We start from the raw sequence: 18,446 nt of genomic DNA, 5'->3' as shown, positions 1-18,446 counted from the left end.
ACATTTACATTCAATTGGTCAGCACAGCTAGCTCTGACCCACGGGCTGCATTATACGACTGGACAATTGGGAATCGCAACCTATCTAACCACTCTCTAACGGTACGATAGCACCAGGGTCGATGGCTAGCTGAATGGTTTCACCAATGGAAGGCAGAGACACGGCCGTTTCCAATTCAAATTTCAAAGTAAGTGGTGGTTGGTGGTTGGTGGTGAGCGTGATAAGTTGGTAGCGGCCGCGGAACGAGTGCTGGATGAGACGGCCGTTAATAATATTCGCTGCTTCTGTGCCAGGTTCAATCAATCGGGCGGCTTCGGGGCGGATCAAGAAGAATTGTGAATTGTGAATGGCGTTTAGGTCAATCTCCAACCCATGCCCTGAGCGAAGTCGAAGGGTCCAGTCTCCAATATCCAAAAATGGCGGATTTTGCGAAACGAGCTTTGCTTCAAGAATATTCTCCATGCCCAAAAAGCGCGCAACAAAAGGGGTGGCGGGGCGACGGTAGACAGTCTGCGGGGAGCCAGTTTGCTCAATACGGCCGTTGTTCAACAGTACCAGCTTATCGGCAATGGCAAACGCTTCAGCTTGATCATGGGTGACGTAAACGGCCGTCATGCCCTCTGGGCGGCCCAACACATTGCCCGCATCCTTCAAAATTTGGCGCAAATCCAGCATCAGCCGCTCACGCAAGGCGCGATCTAGCGCACCTAGCGGCTCATCCAGCAGGATGAGCCGGGGCGCAGGAGCTAGCGAGCGTGCCAAGGCCACCCGCTGCTGCTCCCCGCCAGACAGTTCATGAATGGGCCGCTGGCCAAAGCCAGATAAACCCACCAACTCCAAAACCTGCCCAACCCGATTTTGAAGCTCTGCTGGCTGCCAATTCAGCATTCGCAAGCCAAAGGCCACGTTTTGGAAAACGTTTTTGTGCGGGAACAGGGCATATTCCTGAAACACCATGCCCAACCCGCGCTGGTGGACCGGTTGATTGGTAATGTCTTGATCGTTGAGATGGATACGGCCGTTATCTGGCACCGTCAATCCCGCGATGATCCGTAGCAATGTCGTTTTACCACAGCCGCTCGGCCCTAGCAGCACCCCAATCTCTCCAGCAGCAAGGGAAAGATCAATATCTTGTAGCACCTGCTTCGTGCCATATGATTTTGCAATATCGGTGCAGGTTAATAACATGCGATTAACTTTACCCCGTTTGTGGTGAGTGCCAACATGTACGTAGAATTCTTTTGTTTGCCCACGCTGTCAATTACGTATCTTGACGCCTAATGGCACTCTTGTATATTGCTCAATTAACCAGTAAACTGGTGCAATGGAACTCATTACTGGCATACGTGAGAAACTCAACCAAAATCAGTTTGAGTTTTCAAAACATGCGGCTGACAGAATGATTTTACGAAGCATTACAGTATAGGATAAATGGAAAATCAACCCTTTCAAGAAAAACTAGTAGAAAAAAAAGCAACCTACACGCTGCTAAAAGATGACAAATTTTATATAATTGAAGATGTGCCAGCCCGAGTAAATATTGAAACTGGTGAGCAGTTATTTTCTCCTGAAACCGTAGAAAAATTGCAGAAACTTATCTGGGAACAAAAAAAACCATTGCGTCAAATTACAACGTCTGTTTATCAATTTGCTTCGTAATGATTTTCCGGAACTTACAACTACCCCGCTGGCATCATTGGCAGGCAAACAGATTTACCCATCGGCGTAGGGTTTGATGAGTCAATTCATTTTGCAATTGAATACCCGAGCGATGTTCCGTATTCGCCAACGGCCGTTTGGCTGTTATAATTGCCCTTCGGTTTTCAAAAGAATAGCGAGAAATAGGAGCAAGGTTGGTAGACCCCGGCACGGTGGCTTACCAACCTTTCATGCGTATGAAATTATCGGTGATTATTTGTTGCTACAACGAGATTGCAACGATTCAAGATGTCATTGCCCGCACCCAGGCGGTGGATTTGGGCAATGGCTGGACGCGCGAAATTATCGTCGTGGACAACTTTTCCACAGACGGCACCCGTGAACTGCTGCAAAAAATTGATGATCCAGAAATCAAGGTCATTTACCATGAGCGCAACATGGGCAAAGGCATGTCCATTCGCACCGGCATCAACAACATCACGGGTGATTACCTGATCATCCAGGACGCTGACAAAGAGTACGATCCGGCCGAACATCCCAAATTTTGCAGAAAAGTAGAGGAGACGGGGGCAACGGCCGTTTACGGTTCCCGCATTTTAGGTGGCGATGTCAAATACGAATATGCGCATGCCTACCTGGGCGTGCGCGTCTGGACCTTTGTCACCAACCTACTCTTTGGCAGCAAGCTCACCGACGTCGGCACCGGCACCAAGATGGTCAAAGCTGATGTTGCTAAATCGCTCCACCTAACGCTTACTGGCTTCAACCTGGAGTTTGAGCTAACCAACAAAGTGCTACTCAGCGGCTACGAAATCGTCGAAGTGCCTATCAACTACGACCCGCGCACATATGCCGAAGGTAAAAAAATCACCATCGCCGATGGCTTCAAAATCATCATGACCATGCTGCGCGACCGCCTGAAACTCAGCCCCACATTAAAAAAAACGGTTAATACGGCCGTAAATAATTCCCAAACAGTGACCAATTAAAATGAAAATAGTTGTTACCGGCTCCATAGCCTACGATTATCTCATGTCATTCCCCGGCAAGTTCACCGACTCGCTGGTGGCGAATCAGCTACATACGGTTAGCCTCAGCTTTTTAGTCGATTCACTTGATCGGCAGCGAGGTGGTACGGCGGCCAACATTGCCTACACCTTGGCCTTGTTAGGTGGTCGGCCTACCGTCATGGCTACCGCCGGGCATGATTTTAGCGATTACCGTGCCTGGTTAGATAGTCATGGGGTGGATACCTCAGCAATTGTAGAAATTGAGGACATTTTTTGCGCCTCTTTTTTTGTAAATACCGACCAGGCACAAAACCAGATTGCCAGCTTTTACACGGGTGCAATGGCGTACGCTGGTAAACTGAGCTTTGCCCAATATGCCGCCGACGCTGATCTAACTATCATTGCCCCTAACGCCCCAGACGCGATGACCCAATACGCGGCTGAGTGCCGGGAGCTTGGCATCCCCTTTATTTATGACCCGAGTCAGCAAGCTGCCCGCTTCACTGGAGAGGATTTGTTACAAGGCTTGGATGGCTCGCAGATGCTGGCTGTTAATGAATATGAATATCAGCTCATCCAGGAAAAAACAGGTCTGAATGAAGACCAGATTTTGCAAAAGGTAGGCAGCTTGTTAGTAACGTTAGCAGGTGAAGGGGCACGATTGGTTATCAATGGAGACGAGCTTCGCATCCCTGTTGTTCCTCCTTCTGCCATCAGTGACCCAACTGGAAGTGGCGATGCTTTTCGTGCCGGAATGATGCGTGGGATGCAGCTAGATTTGCCCTGGGAGATCGCCGGGCGGATGGGAGCCCTGGCAGCTACCTATGTTTTGGAACAGCTTGGTCCTCAAAACCATGCTTACTCCCCCCAAGAATTTGTGGCCCGTTATCGTCAGCATTTCGACGATGACGGGGCATTGGATATTTTATTAACCAACTAAGCAACTACAAAACCTGACAGGTTTACAAAGTTGGCAAAATTGATGTCTGTTCTGCCAGCAAGTATCTTCCAAAACCTATCAGGTTTAAAGAAGCAAGGAGATTATTACCAAATGGAATTCGATATTAAAAATCCCGAACTTGCCCCCGGCGGGCGTTTACGGATTGAGTGGGCATCGCAGGAGATGCCAGTTTTACAGGGTGTGTATGACGAGTTTGCTGATGAACGGCCGTTTGCCGGACTGCGTATCAGTGGGTGTATGCATGTAACCACCGAGACAGCCAATCTGGTTGTCGCGCTGCAAGCGGGTGGCGCAGACGTGATGCTGTGCGCCAGCAATCCGCTGAGTACCCAAGACGATGTGGCTGCTTCACTCGTCTCCCATTACGAAATCCCTGTGTTTGCCATTAAGGGTGAGGACAACGAGACCTACCACAAACATATCCAAGCCGTGCTAGACCATAAGCCCAATATCATCATGGATGACGGCTCTGACGTGACCAGCACCATCCACAAAGACCGTCGCGACGTGATGAGCCATGTGATTGGCGGTACGGAAGAAACCACCACTGGCATCATTCGCTTGCGGGCGATGGCCGCCGATGGCGCACTGGAATTCCCCATGATGGCGGTGAATGACGCCTTAACCAAGCATCTGTTTGACAATCGTTACGGTACTGGGCAATCCACGATGGACGGCGTGGTGCGAGCCACCAACTACCTTATCGCCGGTAAAACCGTTGTGGTTGCGGGCTACGGTTGGTGCAGCCGCGGCATCGCTATGCGGGCACGCGGTCTGGGCGGCAACGTCATCGTCACCGAAATTGATCCCCTCAAGGCTTTGGAAGCAGTCATGGACGGCTTCCGCGTGATGCCAATGTTGGAAGCGGCTCCCATTGGCGATATTTTTGTCAGTGCTACGGGCAATATCCACGTATTTGATCGCCATCACTTTGAAGCGATGAAGGATGGGGCGTTGCTGGCCAACTCTGGCCATTTTGATGTGGAGGTAAATAAGGAAGCGTTGCGCGATATGGCCACGGGTGAACCCAAGCGCGTACGGCCGTTTGTAGACCAGTATGTTATGAAAGACGGCCGTAAGCTAAACCTGTTGGGCGAAGGCCGTCTCATTAACCTGGCTGCCGCCGAAGGGCATCCCGCCTCCGTCATGGACATGAGCTTTGCCGGGCAAGCCCTCTCCGCCAAATATTTGGTAGACAATAAAGGTCAGCTAGAAAACAAAGTGTACACCGTTCCCGAAGAAGTGGATCAACGCATTGCCAGCATCAAGCTCCAGGCGATGGGTGTCAATATAGATACCCTCACCAAACGCCAGACCCAATATCTGAACTCCTGGCAAGAAGGCACATGATCTTGACAAGGTGAACGGGTGAAGGGGTGATTTTGTTACCTTGTCACCCCTTCACCTTGTCACCCTGTCACCAGCAACCGAAGGTTGCCGTCACCTTGTCATCCCAATGAAACTCCCCCCGCTTGACCAACTTGCCCAAAACCGTATCGGTTTCGTCAAAGCGGCTCGCATTTACTCCAACGTCGTCAGTCCGCCGGTGATGTTTGCCGTAGTAGGGCTGGCTTTTGGGTTATACGCCCTTCCCAACTGGGCTGGTTTTTTGTGGGCGGCCGTTTACGGGCTGTTGGTCTCACTTGCACCGATATTGGTGGTGGTTTATTTGCTCAAAACAGGCCGCATTGCTGAACTGCACATGAGCAACACCCGCGAGCGCAGCATTCCTTACATTTCAGCCGTTTTGTTCGCGGCCATTGCGTATGGTCTTATCGCCGGGTTCAATGGGCCAGAGCTGCTCCGCTGCCTGGCTCTTTTTAACGTCATTGAGTTAACTGCTCTGGCCATCATCAACCACTTTTGGCTCATTAGCTTGCACGCCACTGGGGCAATTGCCAGCGCGGTGCTGGTTTGGCTCGTCTTTGGCTGGCAAGCCGGGCTGATTGTGGGGATTCCGTTGGTGGGCTCGGTTTGCTGGGTGCGCCTCTTTCTAAAGCGGCATACGCCAGCCCAAATTGTGGCGGGGTTGTGGTTAGGAACGGCCGTTGTCCTCATTCTTGTTCCCTTTGGCTGTTTTGTTGGCTAAACTTCAAGCGTTCGATTTTTAGCATCGAATTTTCACGAATTTGCGCGAAAAGGCATCCATTTGCTAACCTTCTTCTCTCTAAAATCACTGGAGCCAAAAAGGAAAAATGATGAAAGTTGCCATTTTTAACGCTATTGATCCTGCCAAAAGCCAAGTCAATTGGGGTGGCTCTCCTGTAGACGCCTACATTCGCTTTTTGCAGAGCGCACCGAACAATTTCACTTTTTCGGGTTATACGGTCGCGTTGGGTGAGTTTCCCGCCGATGCCAATTTGTACGATGCGTATGTCATCACCGGCAGCCCCAGCGGTGCGTATGAAGCATATCCCTGGATTTTGGAATTGATGGCATTTATTCGCCGGAGCTACCAATTAGGTAAAAAGCTGGTAGGTATCTGCTTTGGTCACCAAATTTTGGCCCAGGCATTGGGTGGCCATGTAGAAAAATCGGCCAAAGGGTGGGGATTGGGACTAAAACCATTTACGGTTAACGGCACAAAAAAGTGGATGGCCGGGTCATCTGGTTCCTACGCTTTGTACTTTGTACATCAGGATCAGGTGATTGATTTACCACCAGATGCAGAGCATTTGGCGGGCAATGATTTTTGCCCCAACGTGATGTACACCATTGGCGAGCAAGTGTTGGGAGTACAAGGGCATCCCGAATTTACTCGGGCAATAATGCAGGATATTTTTGCTAGCCACGACGGGTTAAAGGGGTCACAACTGTATGAAACGGCCGTTGCCTCAGTACAGAACGGCCGTCCCGACAACGATCTATTCGCCCAATGGATCGTGAACTTTCTTCAGGAGTAATGTGAAAAGCAACATTAATTCTCCACGACTCTTGGTTAAAAACTTATCATTGGCACGAAACGGCCGTGCCGTCCTCAACAACGCCAGCCTTCACGTTTCACCCGGTGAAATTGTGTGTTTGATGGGGCCGAGCGGTGGCGGCAAAAGCAGCCTGCTGCGCTGTCTGAATCGCCTGACGGAGCCGCCACCAGGTACCGTATTCTACAACGGGCAAGATATTCACACTCTCGACGTGCTGGCTTTGCGTCGCCAGGTAGGAATGGTATTTCAAAAGCCAGCTCTCTTCCCCGGAACCGTGGCCGACAACATCCTTTATGGCCCCAACTTACAAGAAAAAGAAGTACCGCCTAACGTTGAAGAACTCCTAAATTTGGCAGATTTACCTGCTGGCTATGCCCAACGAGACGTCACCAAACTGTCTGGGGGCGAGGCGCAGCGTGTCTCTCTGGCTCGCGCTCTGGCCAATCAGCCCGACACACTGCTGATGGACGAGCCGACCAGTGCGCTTGACCCTGCTGCCCAACGCCACATCCAAGAGGCCATCTTGCGCCTGCGCAGCACGCTTGGCGTGACGGTTTTGTGGGTCACACACAATGTGGAAGAAGCAAAGCTGGTGGCTGATCGGATTTATTTGCTGTTAGACGGCCGTATCGCTGATGAAGGCAGCCCCGACCACGTGTTAAGACCGGGAAGTGAGCATTTAACGGCCGTATTCGCCGCTGGCCAGCTAGAAAATTCGGCATAATTCAACATGGACGCATTTATCCTTAGCGACATCAGCCGCGTTTTGGCAGCCTTGGCCCTGGTGCTATTTGCTGCCATCATTTCCCGTTGGCAAGCAGTTAACCTTGAGCGGCAAATGCTCATCGCCACTGCTCGCGCTTTTGTACAGCTCATTGCCATTGGCTTTGCCCTCGATCTCATCTTTGCCGCCGATCATCCGCTGGCAATTTTCCTCATCATAGCCGTGATGGTGAGCATTGCCGGATACACTTCTGGTAAACGCGCCACAGGCGTCCCCCAAGCTCATCGCGTCGCCCTCACCGCCATTAGCATAGGCGCGTCGCTTACCCTGGGCTTGTTGATTGGCCTCCGCATTTTCCAATTTACAGCCCAAGAAACAATCCCCATTGCTGGTATGGTCATCGGCAACTCCATGAATGTTTGCACCTTGGTGATGCGCCGCATTCAAGATGAAATTGAAGCGAAAAGGGCTGAAATTGAAGCCGCTCTGGCACTCGGGGCAACTGGGCGGCAAGCCGTGGCACCTTATCTTAAAATTGCCCTGCAAAGTGGCATGACGCCTATCATCGACAGTACCAAAACCGTTGGCCTCATCCAGCTACCTGGGGCAATGACCGGCATGATTTTGGCAGGGGCTTCACCACTAGAAGCGGTCCAGCTACAAATCATCGTCATGTACATGCTTATCGGCGCAGCTGCCTTTACCGGCTTAGCCGCTGCCTGGTTCACCCATCGTCAATTCATTTCGCCGAATCATCAGCTGCAACGGGATTTTTAAGCATAAGCGATAGCTCTGACCAAAGCTGCCTAAATGCAATCTTAATGCTGGCAGTGTAATCGTTGGCGGCACACAAAATCATTGTATCCTCAAACATACAGACTACATCACCCAACAGTAAACAAAATCTGCGCAAATCTGCGTCATCTGCGGATAAATCTCTATGGAACTAATTTGGATTTTTACAGCATTTTTAGCCGGAATGGGTGCGAAGATGATTCGCCTGCCCACGATGGTGGGTTATCTGGCGGCAGGCGTGGTGCTGGCGTACCTGGGTGTGCAAAGCACGGACTTCATCAAAGCGGTGGGGGATTTTGGGGTGGTATTGCTGCTATTCACCGTGGGGCTGCATCTGAACTTTCGCAGTCTGGTGCAGCCGCAGGTGCTGGGCGTCGGCTCCATCCATTTGGTGATTAGCGGGCTCATTTTTACGGCCGTTCTCATCTTGCTCGATTTACCTATGGGAACGGCCGTCTTGGTGGCCATCAGTCTGGGCTTTTCCAGCACGGTGCTCACCGCTAAGCTGCTGGATGCCCGCGAAGAGTTGGACAGTTATCACGGCCGTCTGGCCATTGGCGTCCTCATTTTGCAAGACGTGGTGGCCGTGCTGCTGCTGGGGGTAGCTGGTGGCGGCGCACCGACGCCGTGGGCCCTGGGACTGCTAGCCCTGCCGCTGGCCCGCCCGCTGCTGCTGCGCCTGATGCAAAGCGCAGGTCGCGAAGAGCTGCTGCTGATTTTCGGTTTAGCACTGGCCCTGGGCGCGGGCTGGCTGTTCGATCTGGTGGGACTAGATGCCAAATTGGGAGCCTTGCTTATCGGGCTGGTGCTGGCCGGGGACAAACGTTCCGATGAACTGTACGACAAGCTGTGGGCCTTGAAAGAGGTATTCCTGGTGGGCTTCTTTTTGCAGGTGGGGCTGGCTGGGGTGCCAGACGGCCGTATCTGGCTAACGGTTGGCCTGCTGCTGCTCTTCCTGCCGCTGAAGGGCGTTCTTTTCTTTGGGCTGATGTTGCGTTTTCGGCTGCGAGCGCGAACGGCGTTTCTGAGCAGCGTCTCGCTGACGGCGTACAGCGAGTTCGCTCTGATCGTGGTGAGCAGTGCCGCCGCAGCGGGGCTGGTGGAACCCGCCTTTGTGGTGACAACGGGTCTGCTGGTGGCTATTTCTTACGCCCTCAATGCCCCGGTAAGCCAGGCGGTAAACACGCTTTGGACGCGCTGGGAGCCGTGGCTAACCCGCTTTGAGCGGGCGGTGGACCATCCAGACCACGAGCCGCGCAGCCTGGGTGCGGCCGAATTTGTCATTTTGGGGATGGGGTTGGCTGGGTCAGCCGCGTACGATTATTTGATTCAGCAGAGGAAACGGCCATTGGGCATTGATGCCGACCCGGCGCAGATACAGAGACAGTTGGGAAACGGCCGTCGCGTAATCTATGGCGATGCCAACGACAACGAACTGTGGACTGAGTTAGACTTTAGCCACCTGCACGGCGTGCTGATGACCCTGGGCAGTACAAATGCCGAAGTGCGCGCCGCCCGCAACCTGCGCCGCGCGGGCTACGACGGCTTTATCGCCGCCTTCCTGCGCGAGGCCGCCAGCCGTCAAGCTCTGCAAGACGCAGGCGTTACCGTCTCCTTCCTCCCCATTGCCCAGGCTGGCCGCGAACTGGCCCAAGCCTCCCTCGGCCAGGAAACCACCCCACTCGAATGACCTATGACGCCTGCAAAGCGCGTTCTAGCAAGTCGCTAACCTGAATTTCTTCCGCCCACTTTTGCAAATATGCAAAATCTAATTTATCTGCACGGGTTTTAATGACGCCCAAAATGTCACGCCATTGACGCTCAGACGTTTCACCACCAAGCCGAAACCATTCCAGCTTGGAGAGAATGGTATCTTCAGGCGTGGCAAACTTTGCGCTGACCTCCGTCTCTAAAGCAAAGGTTTGCCATTGGGCGCGGACGAGCTGCGATTGTAAAAAAGGGCGTGGCAAAGGAATGAAGACATCCACCTTAAAGAAAGTTTCGCGATGAATAATGTTAAAACTTGAATTGCCGTGAATAGATGAAGTTATCATTTCTTCATCTATGTAGAATTCGTCTTCCAGAGTGGAGACAAACGGCTGAGTATGTTCCTGTCGCATTTCGGCAATGATGTCTGCATCCTGGGTAGTTCGCACCATGCCATATAGCACGGAAGCCAGAGATCCGCCAATGAGATAAGGAACGTTTAGCTGCTCGAAAACGGCCGTTACCTTTAGCGTCACCTCGATTGGCTCATTCTGCATTGGCGGCACCTCCATACACTTTTTGCGCCAGTTCTTCACCCAACAGCAAATCAGCCAGCTTGCGGCGCAATTCCGCTTCCGTTGCGTCAGGATATTGAGCACGCAAGCCCGTCAATGCCAGCGTGCGCGCAGAGGCATTTAGCTGCGCCAGCATATTCATCTTCTTTGTGGGGCTGGCCTGCCGCCACAGTTCAATTTGCAAGGCTTCCATTTTGGGGTGCGTGTCGGTATACAATGCAGTCATGACATTTTCCTAGCTATTTTGTACAGAGTATACCTGAACTTTCAAATACTGATGCTCCGGGCAACACCAACGCTGTCGGTTAACATTCAATAACATTGACCGCCAACCCGCCCTGGGAAGTCTCTTTGTATTTGTTTTTCATATCTGCCCCAGTGTCGCACATCGTTTTGATCACTTTATCCAGGGAAACAATATGCTTCCCATCACCCCGCAGCGCAAGCCGGGCCGCATTGATGGCTTTGATAGCCCCCATCGCATTCCGTTCAATACAAGGGATTTGAACCAAGCCACCGACCGGATCACACGTTAAGCCTAAATTGTGCTCCATACCAATTTCAGCGGCGTTTTCAACCTGCTCTGGCGTGCCACCACGCGCTTCAGCCAACGCCCCTGCCGCCATTGAACAGGCGACCCCAACTTCGCCCTGACAGCCGACATCGGCACCAGAAATTGAGGCGTTGCGCTTGTACAGCAACCCAATCGCTCCCGCCGTGAGTAAAAACCGAATAACGGCCGTTTCCATCTCGGCCGGGGCATCAGATAACAATCCAAACCGCACCCAATAATGCAATACAGCAGGGATAATGCCTGCCGCCCCATTGGTTGGGGCCGTTACCACCCGGCCACCAGCAGCATTCTCTTCATTTACGGCCAAAGCATACAAATTTACCCAATCAAGTACGGTGAGCGGATCACGGAGGGCTGCTTCTGGCTGTTCGGTGAGTCTTCTATACACAATGGGGGCACGTCGTTTTACCTGCATTCCCCCTGGCAGCACGCCCTCCGTGCGAAACCCACGCTGGACACATGCCTGCATGACTTCCCAAATGTGCCACAATCCGTTACGCACATCAGCCGCGCTGCGCCAAACCAGCTCATTCGCCAACACAATGTCGCTGATGCGGCAGCTTTCATCTGCGCAAAATTGAAGCAGTTCGGTAGCTGTGGCAAAAGGGTATGGGACGGCCGTTTCCTTACGATTTTGTTTTAAGGATTCAATCTCATCTTCATCAACAATGAAACCGCCACCAACAGAATAAAATCGTTTTTGAATCAATTCCTGTTCATTGTGTCCCCAGGCTGTGAATGTCATGCCATTGGGATGATATGGCAATGCACGACGAACCAGTTTTAAATCTCTACGTTCCAAAAACGAAATGACATGGTGGCCTAGTATGAGTAACTGTTTACTGCTGCGAATATTGTGCAAATATTTTGGGACAGCATCGGGATCAATGGTGTCGGGTTGATGACCAGAGAGGCCAAGAAGAACGGCCGTATCGCTCCCATGCCCAACGCCGGTTGCCCCCAGCGAACCATGCAAAGTACAGGAAACACGTTCAACTTGGTGTAGCATCCCCTGCCACTGCAGCTGTTGCCCAAATAACCTGGCTATTTTCATGGGGCCAACTGTATGGGAACTACTCGGGCCAATGCCAATTTTAAACAGATCAAAAATGCTTATTGCCATCTGTTTGCCGCTCCTGACGGCCGTTTTATTGCTGAATTATTTCCCTGATGATGACGGCCGAATCACAAAATTCTACCGCGCCACGGCTATCACCAACCCGCAGGGGATATATCAATGTCTGCACCTATTGAGCATTTACGGCGAATACGGTCGTTAATCGGCTACCCTCGCATTTTACAATGGAACTGTTATTGCTGGTATCGTATTTCACAAACGATTCCGTTAATCAACGCCTGCTCATAACTAATCGTGTCTACGCACTGCCTCATTGTCAGGTATAATCTCGTCGCAAGGAGTTTACTGATTATGTTTGAACAAGATCGGGTGCTGGTGCGATTGCAGCAGCGGGTGATGAGTGAAGGCAATATTGTGGCCTGCTTTTTGTCGGGGTCATACGGCCGTCGCGAAAACGACCCGTACTCCGACATGGACGTGGCCCTGGTGTTTGCCGATGAACTGGTTCGTGAACGCGCCTGGCGACAGCGGCGAGAGTTTGTGCAGTCAGTGATGCAGTACGTGCCTGCCAAGTCGTTTGACGGGGAGCATGTACGGCCGTACTTTCACATCGCCCTCTACAGCAACGGCACCAAAGCAGATTACCGGTACGAACTGCAAACGGAGCTGCAACCCAATCCGTGGGACCGCGACATCCGCATCCTGAAAGACCGAGATGGCTGGGCCGAACAATACCAGGCGGATTGTGAGCGTGCCCTGCTGCCCCAGCCCCGCCTCACCGCTGCTGAACTCACCGCACTGGATGAGCGGTTCTGGGTGATGCTGTGGGATGCGTACCGGCTGCTGCTGCGCGGCGATGGTGACAAGCCGTTCACCATCTACCTGGAGCTACTGCATTTTACGCTCCCGCCCTTGCTCCACGTCCTGCCGCCAGAGGACCCAGCCCGCGCTCCGCTGCTGCGGGCTCAGTTTAATCAGGATACGCAGGGAACGGCCGCACATCTTGCCAACCTGCTCCAAGCGTACCTGAATGCACGAACGGCCGTCGTCCAACGCCTGCACCTTGACTTTAACCCAGACACTCGGTTTGAAACGGCCGTGCAAAATCTAATCAAAAGCAAAACTTAAAGAGACTGGAGATTGGAGACGTTTAATCTCTAATCTCCAACCTCCCCATGACACTCACCCTCACCCCCCAAGACCAAGCCATGCTCCACGGCGACTTTGGCAATGCCGCCAAAATGGCTATGCGAATTTTAACCACGATGGCAAACGTCTATGGCGCGTCCAAACTGCTGGACATTAAATCGGCGCACATTGACGGCTGTTTGTACCACGGCCAATCTGGGTTGGATTTTGCCGAGCGGCTGGTGGCTGGCGGTGCCCAAGTGCGCGTGCCCACTACGCTCAACGTTGGCGCAATTGATTTAATGCACCCCGATCAGTTTCAGGGAACGGCCGATTTAGCCGACCGGGCCACCCGCCTGATGGCAGCGTATCAGCAGATGGGCTGTGCGCCGATCTGGACCTGCGCCCCGTACCAAGCCATGCACCGCCCTGCCTTCGGCACGCAAATCGCCTGGGCTGAGAGCAATGCCATTGTCTTTGCCAACTCCGTTTTGGGCGCACGCACCAACCGGTACGGCGACTTTATTGATATTTGCGCCGCGCTTACCGGGCGCGCCCCAGCCGTTGGTCTGCACCTACCGCGAAATCGTCGCGGCCAAATTGTGTTCCACCTAGACGGCATCCCCACAGACTTGCTACACGAAGATGTGTTTTTCCCGGTGCTTGGCTACTTCATCGGGGCCAACAGCCAGAATCAGATTCCAGTTATTGTTGGTTTACCGCCTGAAACAACCGAAGACCAGCTCAAGGCATTGGGTGCCGCCGCCGCATCCTCAGGCGCGGTAGCGCTTTTCCATGCTGTGGGCGTCACGCCTGAAGCACCCACCCTGGCTGACGCGCTGCAAAACCAGCCCGCCGCAACAGAACGCCTCGTCACGATGGCTGAGATTCGGGCGACGCTGGGGAAATTGGCGACAGTTGAAGACGGCCGTATCCAGGTCGTCGCTCTGGGCAGTCCCCACTTCTCGCTCGCCGAGTTTGACAAACTACTGCCACTTATCGAAAAATATCCACCCCACCCTCGGGTTGATTTCATCGTCTGCACCAATCGCTTGGCTTTAGGCACGCTACAGCAACGAGGCTGGCTAGCGCAGCTACGCGCTGCGGGCGTACGGGTGATTGTGGATACATGCGTGGTCGTCACCCCCATCGTGCGCCAGCACGGCGTGCTAATGACCAACTCTGGCAAATTTGCCCATTACTCCCCCGGCAACATTGGCCTGGAAGTGATTTTTGGCAGTCTGGAAGAGTGCGTCCGCTCCGCTGCGCAAGGGATGGTATGGCGGGACACAACACTTTGGAGCGGCCGATGAGCGGCATTTTTGGCCTTTTTCATCTAGACAACAGCCCGGTTGATCCAGAGGATATGCAAAAGATGATGAAGGGGATGGCACATTGGGGGCCAGACGGCCGTTCTCAGATCATTTCCGGCCCGATTGGTCTGGGGCAACTGTTGCTGCACAACACGCCAGAGGCCCGTCTGGAAAAGCTACCCCGCCAAACCGCTAGCGGCCTGCTGCTTACCGCCGAAGCCCGTCTGGACAACCGCCCCGGCTTGTTCCGACAGCTCAATATTCCCCCCCCAGAGCAAACAGCTATCACCGACAGTCAACTCATCGAACTAGCCTACGAAAAATGGGGAGAAGCGTGCCCGGATTATTTACTGGGCGATTGGTCCTTTGCCATCTGGAACCCGCAAACGCAAACGATCTTCGCTGCTCGCGATCATTACGGCTCCACTGCATTTTACTACTTTCAGGATGCGCGACGCTTTGCCTTTGCCTCCAGCCGAGACGCTCTACTGGCATTGGGGGTTCCCAGACGCTTGAATGAACTTTACCTGGCTCAAGTTCTCATCTCCTGGCCCGCTTACCACAAGAGCAGCACCATCGATATGGACATCACGCGACTGCCAGCCGCCCATGCGCTGCGGTTATGCGGGCAAAAATTGGAAATCTGGCCTTATTGGCGGCTTGAAGATACGCCTATTTTGCAGCTACCCACCTTTGCTGATTATGTTGCTAGCTTTCAGGAAATCTATCAAGAAGCGGTTGATTGCCGTCTGCGCAGCAACAAACCTGTGGGGGTTACGCTTAGTGGCGGTCTGGATTCTGGTTCAGTGACTGCATTAGCAGCCCAAACATTGCACTCACAAAACAAACGGCTGGCTGCTTATACGGCCGTTCCGCTTTATGATGTGCAAAATACGGTAGAAACAAATCGGTTTGGTGATGAAACGGAGTTCGCTCAGGCAACTGCCACGTTTTACCCAAATGTTGACCATCATCTTTTAACAAGCGAGAAAACTTCCCCGCTAGCTGGTTTACAAAGGATTTTAAGTTTAAGAAACGAACCTGGCCACGCCGGGTCAAATTTTTTCTGGATTGCAGATATACTCCAAACCGTCCAGAATGAAGGCATTGGCACAATGCTGACCGGGCAAAATGGCAATGCCACTGTTAGCTGGATTGGCACACCATTTCTACATTCATTCTGGAAAATGTGGAAAATACGAGGCTGGAGAACGGCCGTCAAGCATCACCTGCCAACCTTTGCCCAACGCCAGCTTCGCTTACACCGCCTAAAACGAGACAACTGGCGCCATTCTGCCATTCACCCCAACTTCGCAAACAAACTCAAACTGGCCCAACAGCAAGCAGATTCCATAGGCAAAAGCCTTGATTTAGCCGAATCAATTAAAACATCCCGTCAGCTTCGTCTGGCGATTTTACAGCCTGGCACTAGCTTGGCAGGGGCTATCTGGGCGGAGCTCGGTGCCGGTTTTAGGCTAGACGTGCGTGACCCAACCACAGACAAACGCATTATGGAATACACATTTTCTATTCCGGATCATTTTTTCATTGGTCCCAATGGAGAAGATCGCTGGTTGTTGCGAACAGCAATGGCAAAGCAGTTACCAGATCAGGTTCGGCTAAGCTCAAAAAGGGGTAAGCAAGCAGCGGATCTGGTACACCGACTGCAAGATTCCAAGCAAGAAATCGAGCTGCTTTTGCCACAGTTAGCCCACTCCAAAGCAGCGGAATTTATTGATATGGCAAAAATCCAAACTGCCTGGGAAGCTATTCGGGAAGAGCCGACAATACAAACAACAAAAACGGCCGTTACCATCCTAATGCGCGGCTTAAATGCTGGGTTGTTTTTACTAGCGCAGTAAATCATTTTTGATCAGTATTGTTACTAAATTAAACTAAAGCTATAATCATTTTTAGCTGAAGTATCAAACTCTGTAATTGTGCAAATCAAAGGAGATATCATGAAGAAAAATACACCGCTGCTCAATGATGCCCAAACAAAAGAAGCGAATGAGACCAATAAACCACTCTGGCAAAAACCTCAGCTCAAAAAACTTCAAATTAGCTTGGACACCGCATTATTCGGAGGCAGCAATGCTGACATGACGCGGGGCACTACCATTTAGCAATCTTTCAAGTTAGCTCAGGTGGTTATTTGTTACGCGTGAACGCGTGCGAAATTTGCCACTTATCCAAAAACATGATGGGCGTCTAGTGATAATGCGGCATTATTTTGCCTTTGGTCTTGTCTGGAGTCTCCCGTTTCTTTGTAAAGAGTTGGGAACACCGGTACCAAATAAGGAGGCAAATACTGATGTTGTAGTTTGCTTTGGGGATGTCCCGCAACTTCTGCCTGCATCATCCAAGGCAGGCCCATTTCAGCAAATCTCCCCTGAGGCTGTTATTTTTCACTTTCCGAAAGTCGCAAGATATTTGGTAGAAGGGGGGCAAAAAATCACCATTGCCCCAGAAAAAACCGCCGCAGAGACTCGAATTCGGCTGTTCTTGCTGGGAACGGCCGCTTCATTGTTGCTGCATCAACGTGGACTCCTCCCCCTTCATGCCAGCGGCATTCGCACGCCAAAAGGTGCGGTCTTATTCGCAGGGCATTCTGGCTACGGTAAATCCACTTTGCTGGCAACCTTTGTGGCCCGAGGCTATGGTATGCTCACCGACGATCTTGCTGCAATTAGTTTTGATGAAGCCGAACGGCCGTACGTACATCCCAGCTACCCTCATCTAAAACTTTGGGCCGACAGTGCCAAAAAGCTCAATAAACCAACCGAAAGTCTCAGCCGCATCCGGCCTGAACTGGCAAAATTCTCTGTTCCTGCTGAATTACCATTAGCCAAAGACCCGCTGCCACTGCACGCTGTCTACGCACTCACCCCGCAAAATGAGCCAGAGGTTCGTCTGGAACAATTACATGATGCGCGGAAGTTCAATCTTCTTTTGGACCATACCTGGCAAAAAATGGCTCTCAAACGGATGGGGCGACACGTGGCGCATTTCAAGCAAGCCGTTGCGACTTCTAATTACGCCAAAATCGTCCGCGTATATCGTCCTGATGAACCATTTCAACCCCATGCTTTGGCCGACCGCCTTGAAGCAGATTTTTTGTCATGAACAAGATTGTTTGGCTTGCGTCTTATCCTAAATCTGGCAATACATGGGTACGCATCTTCCTGAACAACTACTTGCTTAACGGAGAAGCACCCGCAGACATTAACAAAATGCCAGAAGGGCTGCATTCTAGCACGCGGGCACTTTTCGACCGATTAACTGGCGTGGAGTCCTCTGATTTGACGCCTACGGAAATTGATCAGATACGGCCGTTTATGTACCAACGATGGGCAAAAGAATCTAGCGAAACGTTATTTGTCAAAGTTCACGACGCCTGGCGACGCAATGATGGTGGTGAATCGCTCTTTCCAGGCGCGGCAACGAAGACGGCCGTCTACATCATTCGCAACCCATTAGACATTGTTGCCTCCCTGGCAAATCATTACAGCCTGTCATTGGATGAGGCAATTTCAACTTTGGCAGATGAATCTTATGCACTGGCCAGCTCCGTAGAAAAACTCAATCGGCAACTGCCTCAATTTGTAGGTAGCTGGCACGCACACGTTACGAGCTGGGCAAACCAGAGGGAAATGCCATTACATTTGATACGGTATGAACAGTTGTGCTGCCAGCCGGAGCAAACGTTCAAGCAGCTGATTCAAGCTGTTGGGCTGCCGTTTGATTTGCCCCGACTAGAAAAAGCAATTCGTTTTTCTTCCTTCGATCAGTTAAAACAGCAAGAAACGGCCGTTGGCTTTGCGGAACGTCGCCCCAATTCACCAATGTTTTTTCGTCAGGGGAAAAGCGGTGGGTGGCAACACGAATTGAGCCAAAATCAAATTGCCACCGTATGCAATAATCATCGCAATGTCATGCAGCAATTTGGCTACCTAAACGAAGAAGACCAGCCCATCATATCCAATGATTAACGAGGC

Annotated in this window: 20 protein-coding genes; 16 read left to right on the top strand and 4 right to left on the bottom strand. The window is 51.9% G+C overall.

Annotated elements, in window-relative coordinates; genetic code table 11:
* Nucleotides 1-84: 84 nt before the first annotated feature.
* On the bottom strand, nt 85-1,188 hold the full coding sequence (locus ACOQPU_RS07180; RefSeq protein WP_420644441.1) for an ABC transporter ATP-binding protein: 1,104 nt from the start codon (nt 1,186-1,188) through the stop codon (nt 85-87).
* Nucleotides 1,189-1,431: 243 nt separating this feature from the next.
* Between ACOQPU_RS07180 and ACOQPU_RS07175 the strand changes: the two genes are divergently transcribed.
* From ACOQPU_RS07175 to ACOQPU_RS07135, 9 genes are all read left to right on the top strand, one after another.
* Nucleotides 1,432-1,659, top strand: a complete 228-nt coding sequence (locus tag ACOQPU_RS07175; RefSeq protein ID WP_420644440.1) for a hypothetical protein — start codon at nt 1,432-1,434, stop codon at nt 1,657-1,659.
* A 194-nt stretch (nt 1,660-1,853) separates the two neighbouring features.
* Nucleotides 1,854-2,648: a glycosyltransferase family 2 protein gene (locus tag ACOQPU_RS07170; protein ID WP_420644439.1), complete on the top strand. Its 795-nt coding sequence runs from the start codon at nt 1,854-1,856 to the stop codon at nt 2,646-2,648.
* A 1-nt stretch (nt 2,649) separates the two neighbouring features.
* Nucleotides 2,650-3,609 carry a carbohydrate kinase family protein gene (locus ACOQPU_RS07165; RefSeq protein WP_420644438.1) on the top strand — a complete coding sequence of 320 codons (960 nt, stop codon included), beginning with the start codon at nt 2,650-2,652 and terminating at the stop codon, nt 3,607-3,609.
* 111 nt (nt 3,610-3,720) lie between these two features.
* Nucleotides 3,721-4,980: an adenosylhomocysteinase gene (ahcY, locus tag ACOQPU_RS07160; protein ID WP_420644437.1), complete on the top strand. Its 1,260-nt coding sequence runs from the start codon at nt 3,721-3,723 to the stop codon at nt 4,978-4,980.
* A gap of 106 nt (nt 4,981-5,086) precedes the next feature.
* On the top strand, nt 5,087-5,719 hold the full coding sequence (locus tag ACOQPU_RS07155) for a phosphatase PAP2 family protein (RefSeq protein WP_420644436.1): 633 nt from the start codon (nt 5,087-5,089) through the stop codon (nt 5,717-5,719).
* 106 nt (nt 5,720-5,825) lie between these two features.
* Nucleotides 5,826-6,533 carry a glutamine amidotransferase-related protein gene (locus ACOQPU_RS07150; RefSeq protein ID WP_420644435.1) on the top strand — a complete coding sequence of 236 codons (708 nt, stop codon included), beginning with the start codon at nt 5,826-5,828 and terminating at the stop codon, nt 6,531-6,533.
* 1 nt (nt 6,534) lies between these two features.
* Complete coding sequence (locus ACOQPU_RS07145) at nt 6,535-7,278, top strand: phosphate ABC transporter ATP-binding protein (RefSeq protein ID WP_420644434.1); 744 nt, start codon at nt 6,535-6,537, stop codon at nt 7,276-7,278.
* 6 nt (nt 7,279-7,284) lie between these two features.
* On the top strand, nt 7,285-8,055 hold the full coding sequence (locus tag ACOQPU_RS07140) for an ABC transporter permease (protein WP_420644433.1): 771 nt from the start codon (nt 7,285-7,287) through the stop codon (nt 8,053-8,055).
* A 163-nt stretch (nt 8,056-8,218) separates the two neighbouring features.
* Nucleotides 8,219-9,763, top strand: a complete 1,545-nt coding sequence (locus tag ACOQPU_RS07135; RefSeq protein WP_420644432.1) for a cation:proton antiporter — start codon at nt 8,219-8,221, stop codon at nt 9,761-9,763.
* A 1-nt stretch (nt 9,764) separates the two neighbouring features.
* Here the strand turns inward: ACOQPU_RS07135 and ACOQPU_RS07130 are convergent, their stop codons facing one another.
* From ACOQPU_RS07130 to ACOQPU_RS07120, 3 genes are all read right to left on the bottom strand, one after another.
* Entirely contained in the window at nt 9,765-10,337 is a 573-nt protein-coding gene (locus tag ACOQPU_RS07130; protein ID WP_420644431.1) for a hypothetical protein, read from the bottom strand.
* Nucleotides 10,327-10,581: a hypothetical protein gene (locus ACOQPU_RS07125; RefSeq protein WP_420644430.1), complete on the bottom strand. Its 255-nt coding sequence runs from the start codon at nt 10,579-10,581 to the stop codon at nt 10,327-10,329. The genes ACOQPU_RS07130 and ACOQPU_RS07125 overlap by 11 nt, the downstream gene beginning before the upstream one ends.
* Nucleotides 10,582-10,660: 79 nt before the next feature.
* Entirely contained in the window at nt 10,661-12,052 is a 1,392-nt protein-coding gene (locus ACOQPU_RS07120; protein WP_420644429.1) for an L-serine ammonia-lyase, read from the bottom strand.
* Here ACOQPU_RS07120 and ACOQPU_RS07115 point away from each other — a divergent pair.
* The 7 genes from ACOQPU_RS07115 to ACOQPU_RS07085 all read left to right on the top strand — a co-directional run bounded on the left by ACOQPU_RS07115 (nt 12,039) and on the right by ACOQPU_RS07085 (nt 18,440).
* A complete protein-coding gene (locus ACOQPU_RS07115) occupies nt 12,039-12,209 on the top strand; it encodes a hypothetical protein (RefSeq protein ID WP_420644428.1) in 171 nt (56 codons plus the stop codon). The two genes, ACOQPU_RS07120 and ACOQPU_RS07115, sit on opposite strands and share 14 nt — an antisense overlap.
* Before the next feature lie 149 nt (nt 12,210-12,358).
* Nucleotides 12,359-13,135 carry a DUF294 nucleotidyltransferase-like domain-containing protein gene (locus tag ACOQPU_RS07110; RefSeq protein ID WP_420644427.1) on the top strand — a complete coding sequence of 259 codons (777 nt, stop codon included), beginning with the start codon at nt 12,359-12,361 and terminating at the stop codon, nt 13,133-13,135.
* 47 nt (nt 13,136-13,182) lie between these two features.
* The gene (locus ACOQPU_RS07105; RefSeq protein ID WP_420644426.1) at nt 13,183-14,448 is read left to right on the top strand and encodes an aconitase X; all 1,266 of its coding nucleotides are present in this window, start codon (nt 13,183-13,185) and stop codon (nt 14,446-14,448) included.
* On the top strand, nt 14,445-16,310 hold the full coding sequence (locus ACOQPU_RS07100) for an asparagine synthase-related protein (RefSeq protein WP_420644425.1): 1,866 nt from the start codon (nt 14,445-14,447) through the stop codon (nt 16,308-16,310). The genes ACOQPU_RS07105 and ACOQPU_RS07100 overlap by 4 nt, the downstream gene beginning before the upstream one ends.
* Nucleotides 16,311-16,409: 99 nt before the next feature.
* Nucleotides 16,410-16,574, top strand: coding sequence for a hypothetical protein (locus tag ACOQPU_RS07095; protein WP_420644424.1), 165 nt, complete (start codon nt 16,410-16,412; stop codon nt 16,572-16,574).
* A 307-nt stretch (nt 16,575-16,881) separates the two neighbouring features.
* Entirely contained in the window at nt 16,882-17,574 is a 693-nt protein-coding gene (locus tag ACOQPU_RS07090; protein ID WP_420644423.1) for a hypothetical protein, read from the top strand.
* Entirely contained in the window at nt 17,571-18,440 is an 870-nt protein-coding gene (locus ACOQPU_RS07085; protein WP_420644422.1) for a sulfotransferase domain-containing protein, read from the top strand. Before ACOQPU_RS07090 ends, ACOQPU_RS07085 begins: the two co-directional genes overlap by 4 nt.
* Nucleotides 18,441-18,446 lie beyond the last annotated feature (6 nt).

It is taken from the genome of Candidatus Leptofilum sp. (assembly GCF_965223285.1).
Lineage (GTDB): Bacteria > Chloroflexota > Anaerolineae > Promineifilales > Promineifilaceae > Leptofilum.
Note: the sequence above shows the minus strand (reverse complement) of the source record. Positions and strands in the feature narration are given on the sequence as shown.

Coding starts and splice junctions, on each gene's coding strand:
- ahcY (WP_420644437.1), top strand. CDS start 3,721: ATGGAATTCGATATTAAAAATCCCGAACTTGCCCCCGGCGGGCGTTTA.
- ACOQPU_RS07110 (WP_420644427.1), top strand. CDS start 12,359: ATGTTTGAACAAGATCGGGTGCTGGTGCGATTGCAGCAGCGGGTGATG.
- ACOQPU_RS07165 (WP_420644438.1), top strand. CDS start 2,650: ATGAAAATAGTTGTTACCGGCTCCATAGCCTACGATTATCTCATGTCA.
- ACOQPU_RS07105 (WP_420644426.1), top strand. CDS start 13,183: ATGACACTCACCCTCACCCCCCAAGACCAAGCCATGCTCCACGGCGAC.
- ACOQPU_RS07100 (WP_420644425.1), top strand. CDS start 14,445: ATGAGCGGCATTTTTGGCCTTTTTCATCTAGACAACAGCCCGGTTGAT.
- ACOQPU_RS07130 (WP_420644431.1), bottom strand. CDS start 10,337: ATGCAGAATGAGCCAATCGAGGTGACGCTAAAGGTAACGGCCGTTTTC.
- ACOQPU_RS07085 (WP_420644422.1), top strand. CDS start 17,571: ATGAACAAGATTGTTTGGCTTGCGTCTTATCCTAAATCTGGCAATACA.
- ACOQPU_RS07120 (WP_420644429.1), bottom strand. CDS start 12,052: ATGGCAATAAGCATTTTTGATCTGTTTAAAATTGGCATTGGCCCGAGT.
- ACOQPU_RS07135 (WP_420644432.1), top strand. CDS start 8,219: ATGGAACTAATTTGGATTTTTACAGCATTTTTAGCCGGAATGGGTGCG.
- ACOQPU_RS07180 (WP_420644441.1), bottom strand. CDS start 1,188: ATGTTATTAACCTGCACCGATATTGCAAAATCATATGGCACGAAGCAG.
- ACOQPU_RS07125 (WP_420644430.1), bottom strand. CDS start 10,581: ATGACTGCATTGTATACCGACACGCACCCCAAAATGGAAGCCTTGCAA.
- ACOQPU_RS07175 (WP_420644440.1), top strand. CDS start 1,432: ATGGAAAATCAACCCTTTCAAGAAAAACTAGTAGAAAAAAAAGCAACC.
- ACOQPU_RS07140 (WP_420644433.1), top strand. CDS start 7,285: ATGGACGCATTTATCCTTAGCGACATCAGCCGCGTTTTGGCAGCCTTG.
- ACOQPU_RS07155 (WP_420644436.1), top strand. CDS start 5,087: ATGAAACTCCCCCCGCTTGACCAACTTGCCCAAAACCGTATCGGTTTC.
- ACOQPU_RS07095 (WP_420644424.1), top strand. CDS start 16,410: ATGAAGAAAAATACACCGCTGCTCAATGATGCCCAAACAAAAGAAGCG.
- ACOQPU_RS07150 (WP_420644435.1), top strand. CDS start 5,826: ATGATGAAAGTTGCCATTTTTAACGCTATTGATCCTGCCAAAAGCCAA.
- ACOQPU_RS07115 (WP_420644428.1), top strand. CDS start 12,039: ATGCTTATTGCCATCTGTTTGCCGCTCCTGACGGCCGTTTTATTGCTG.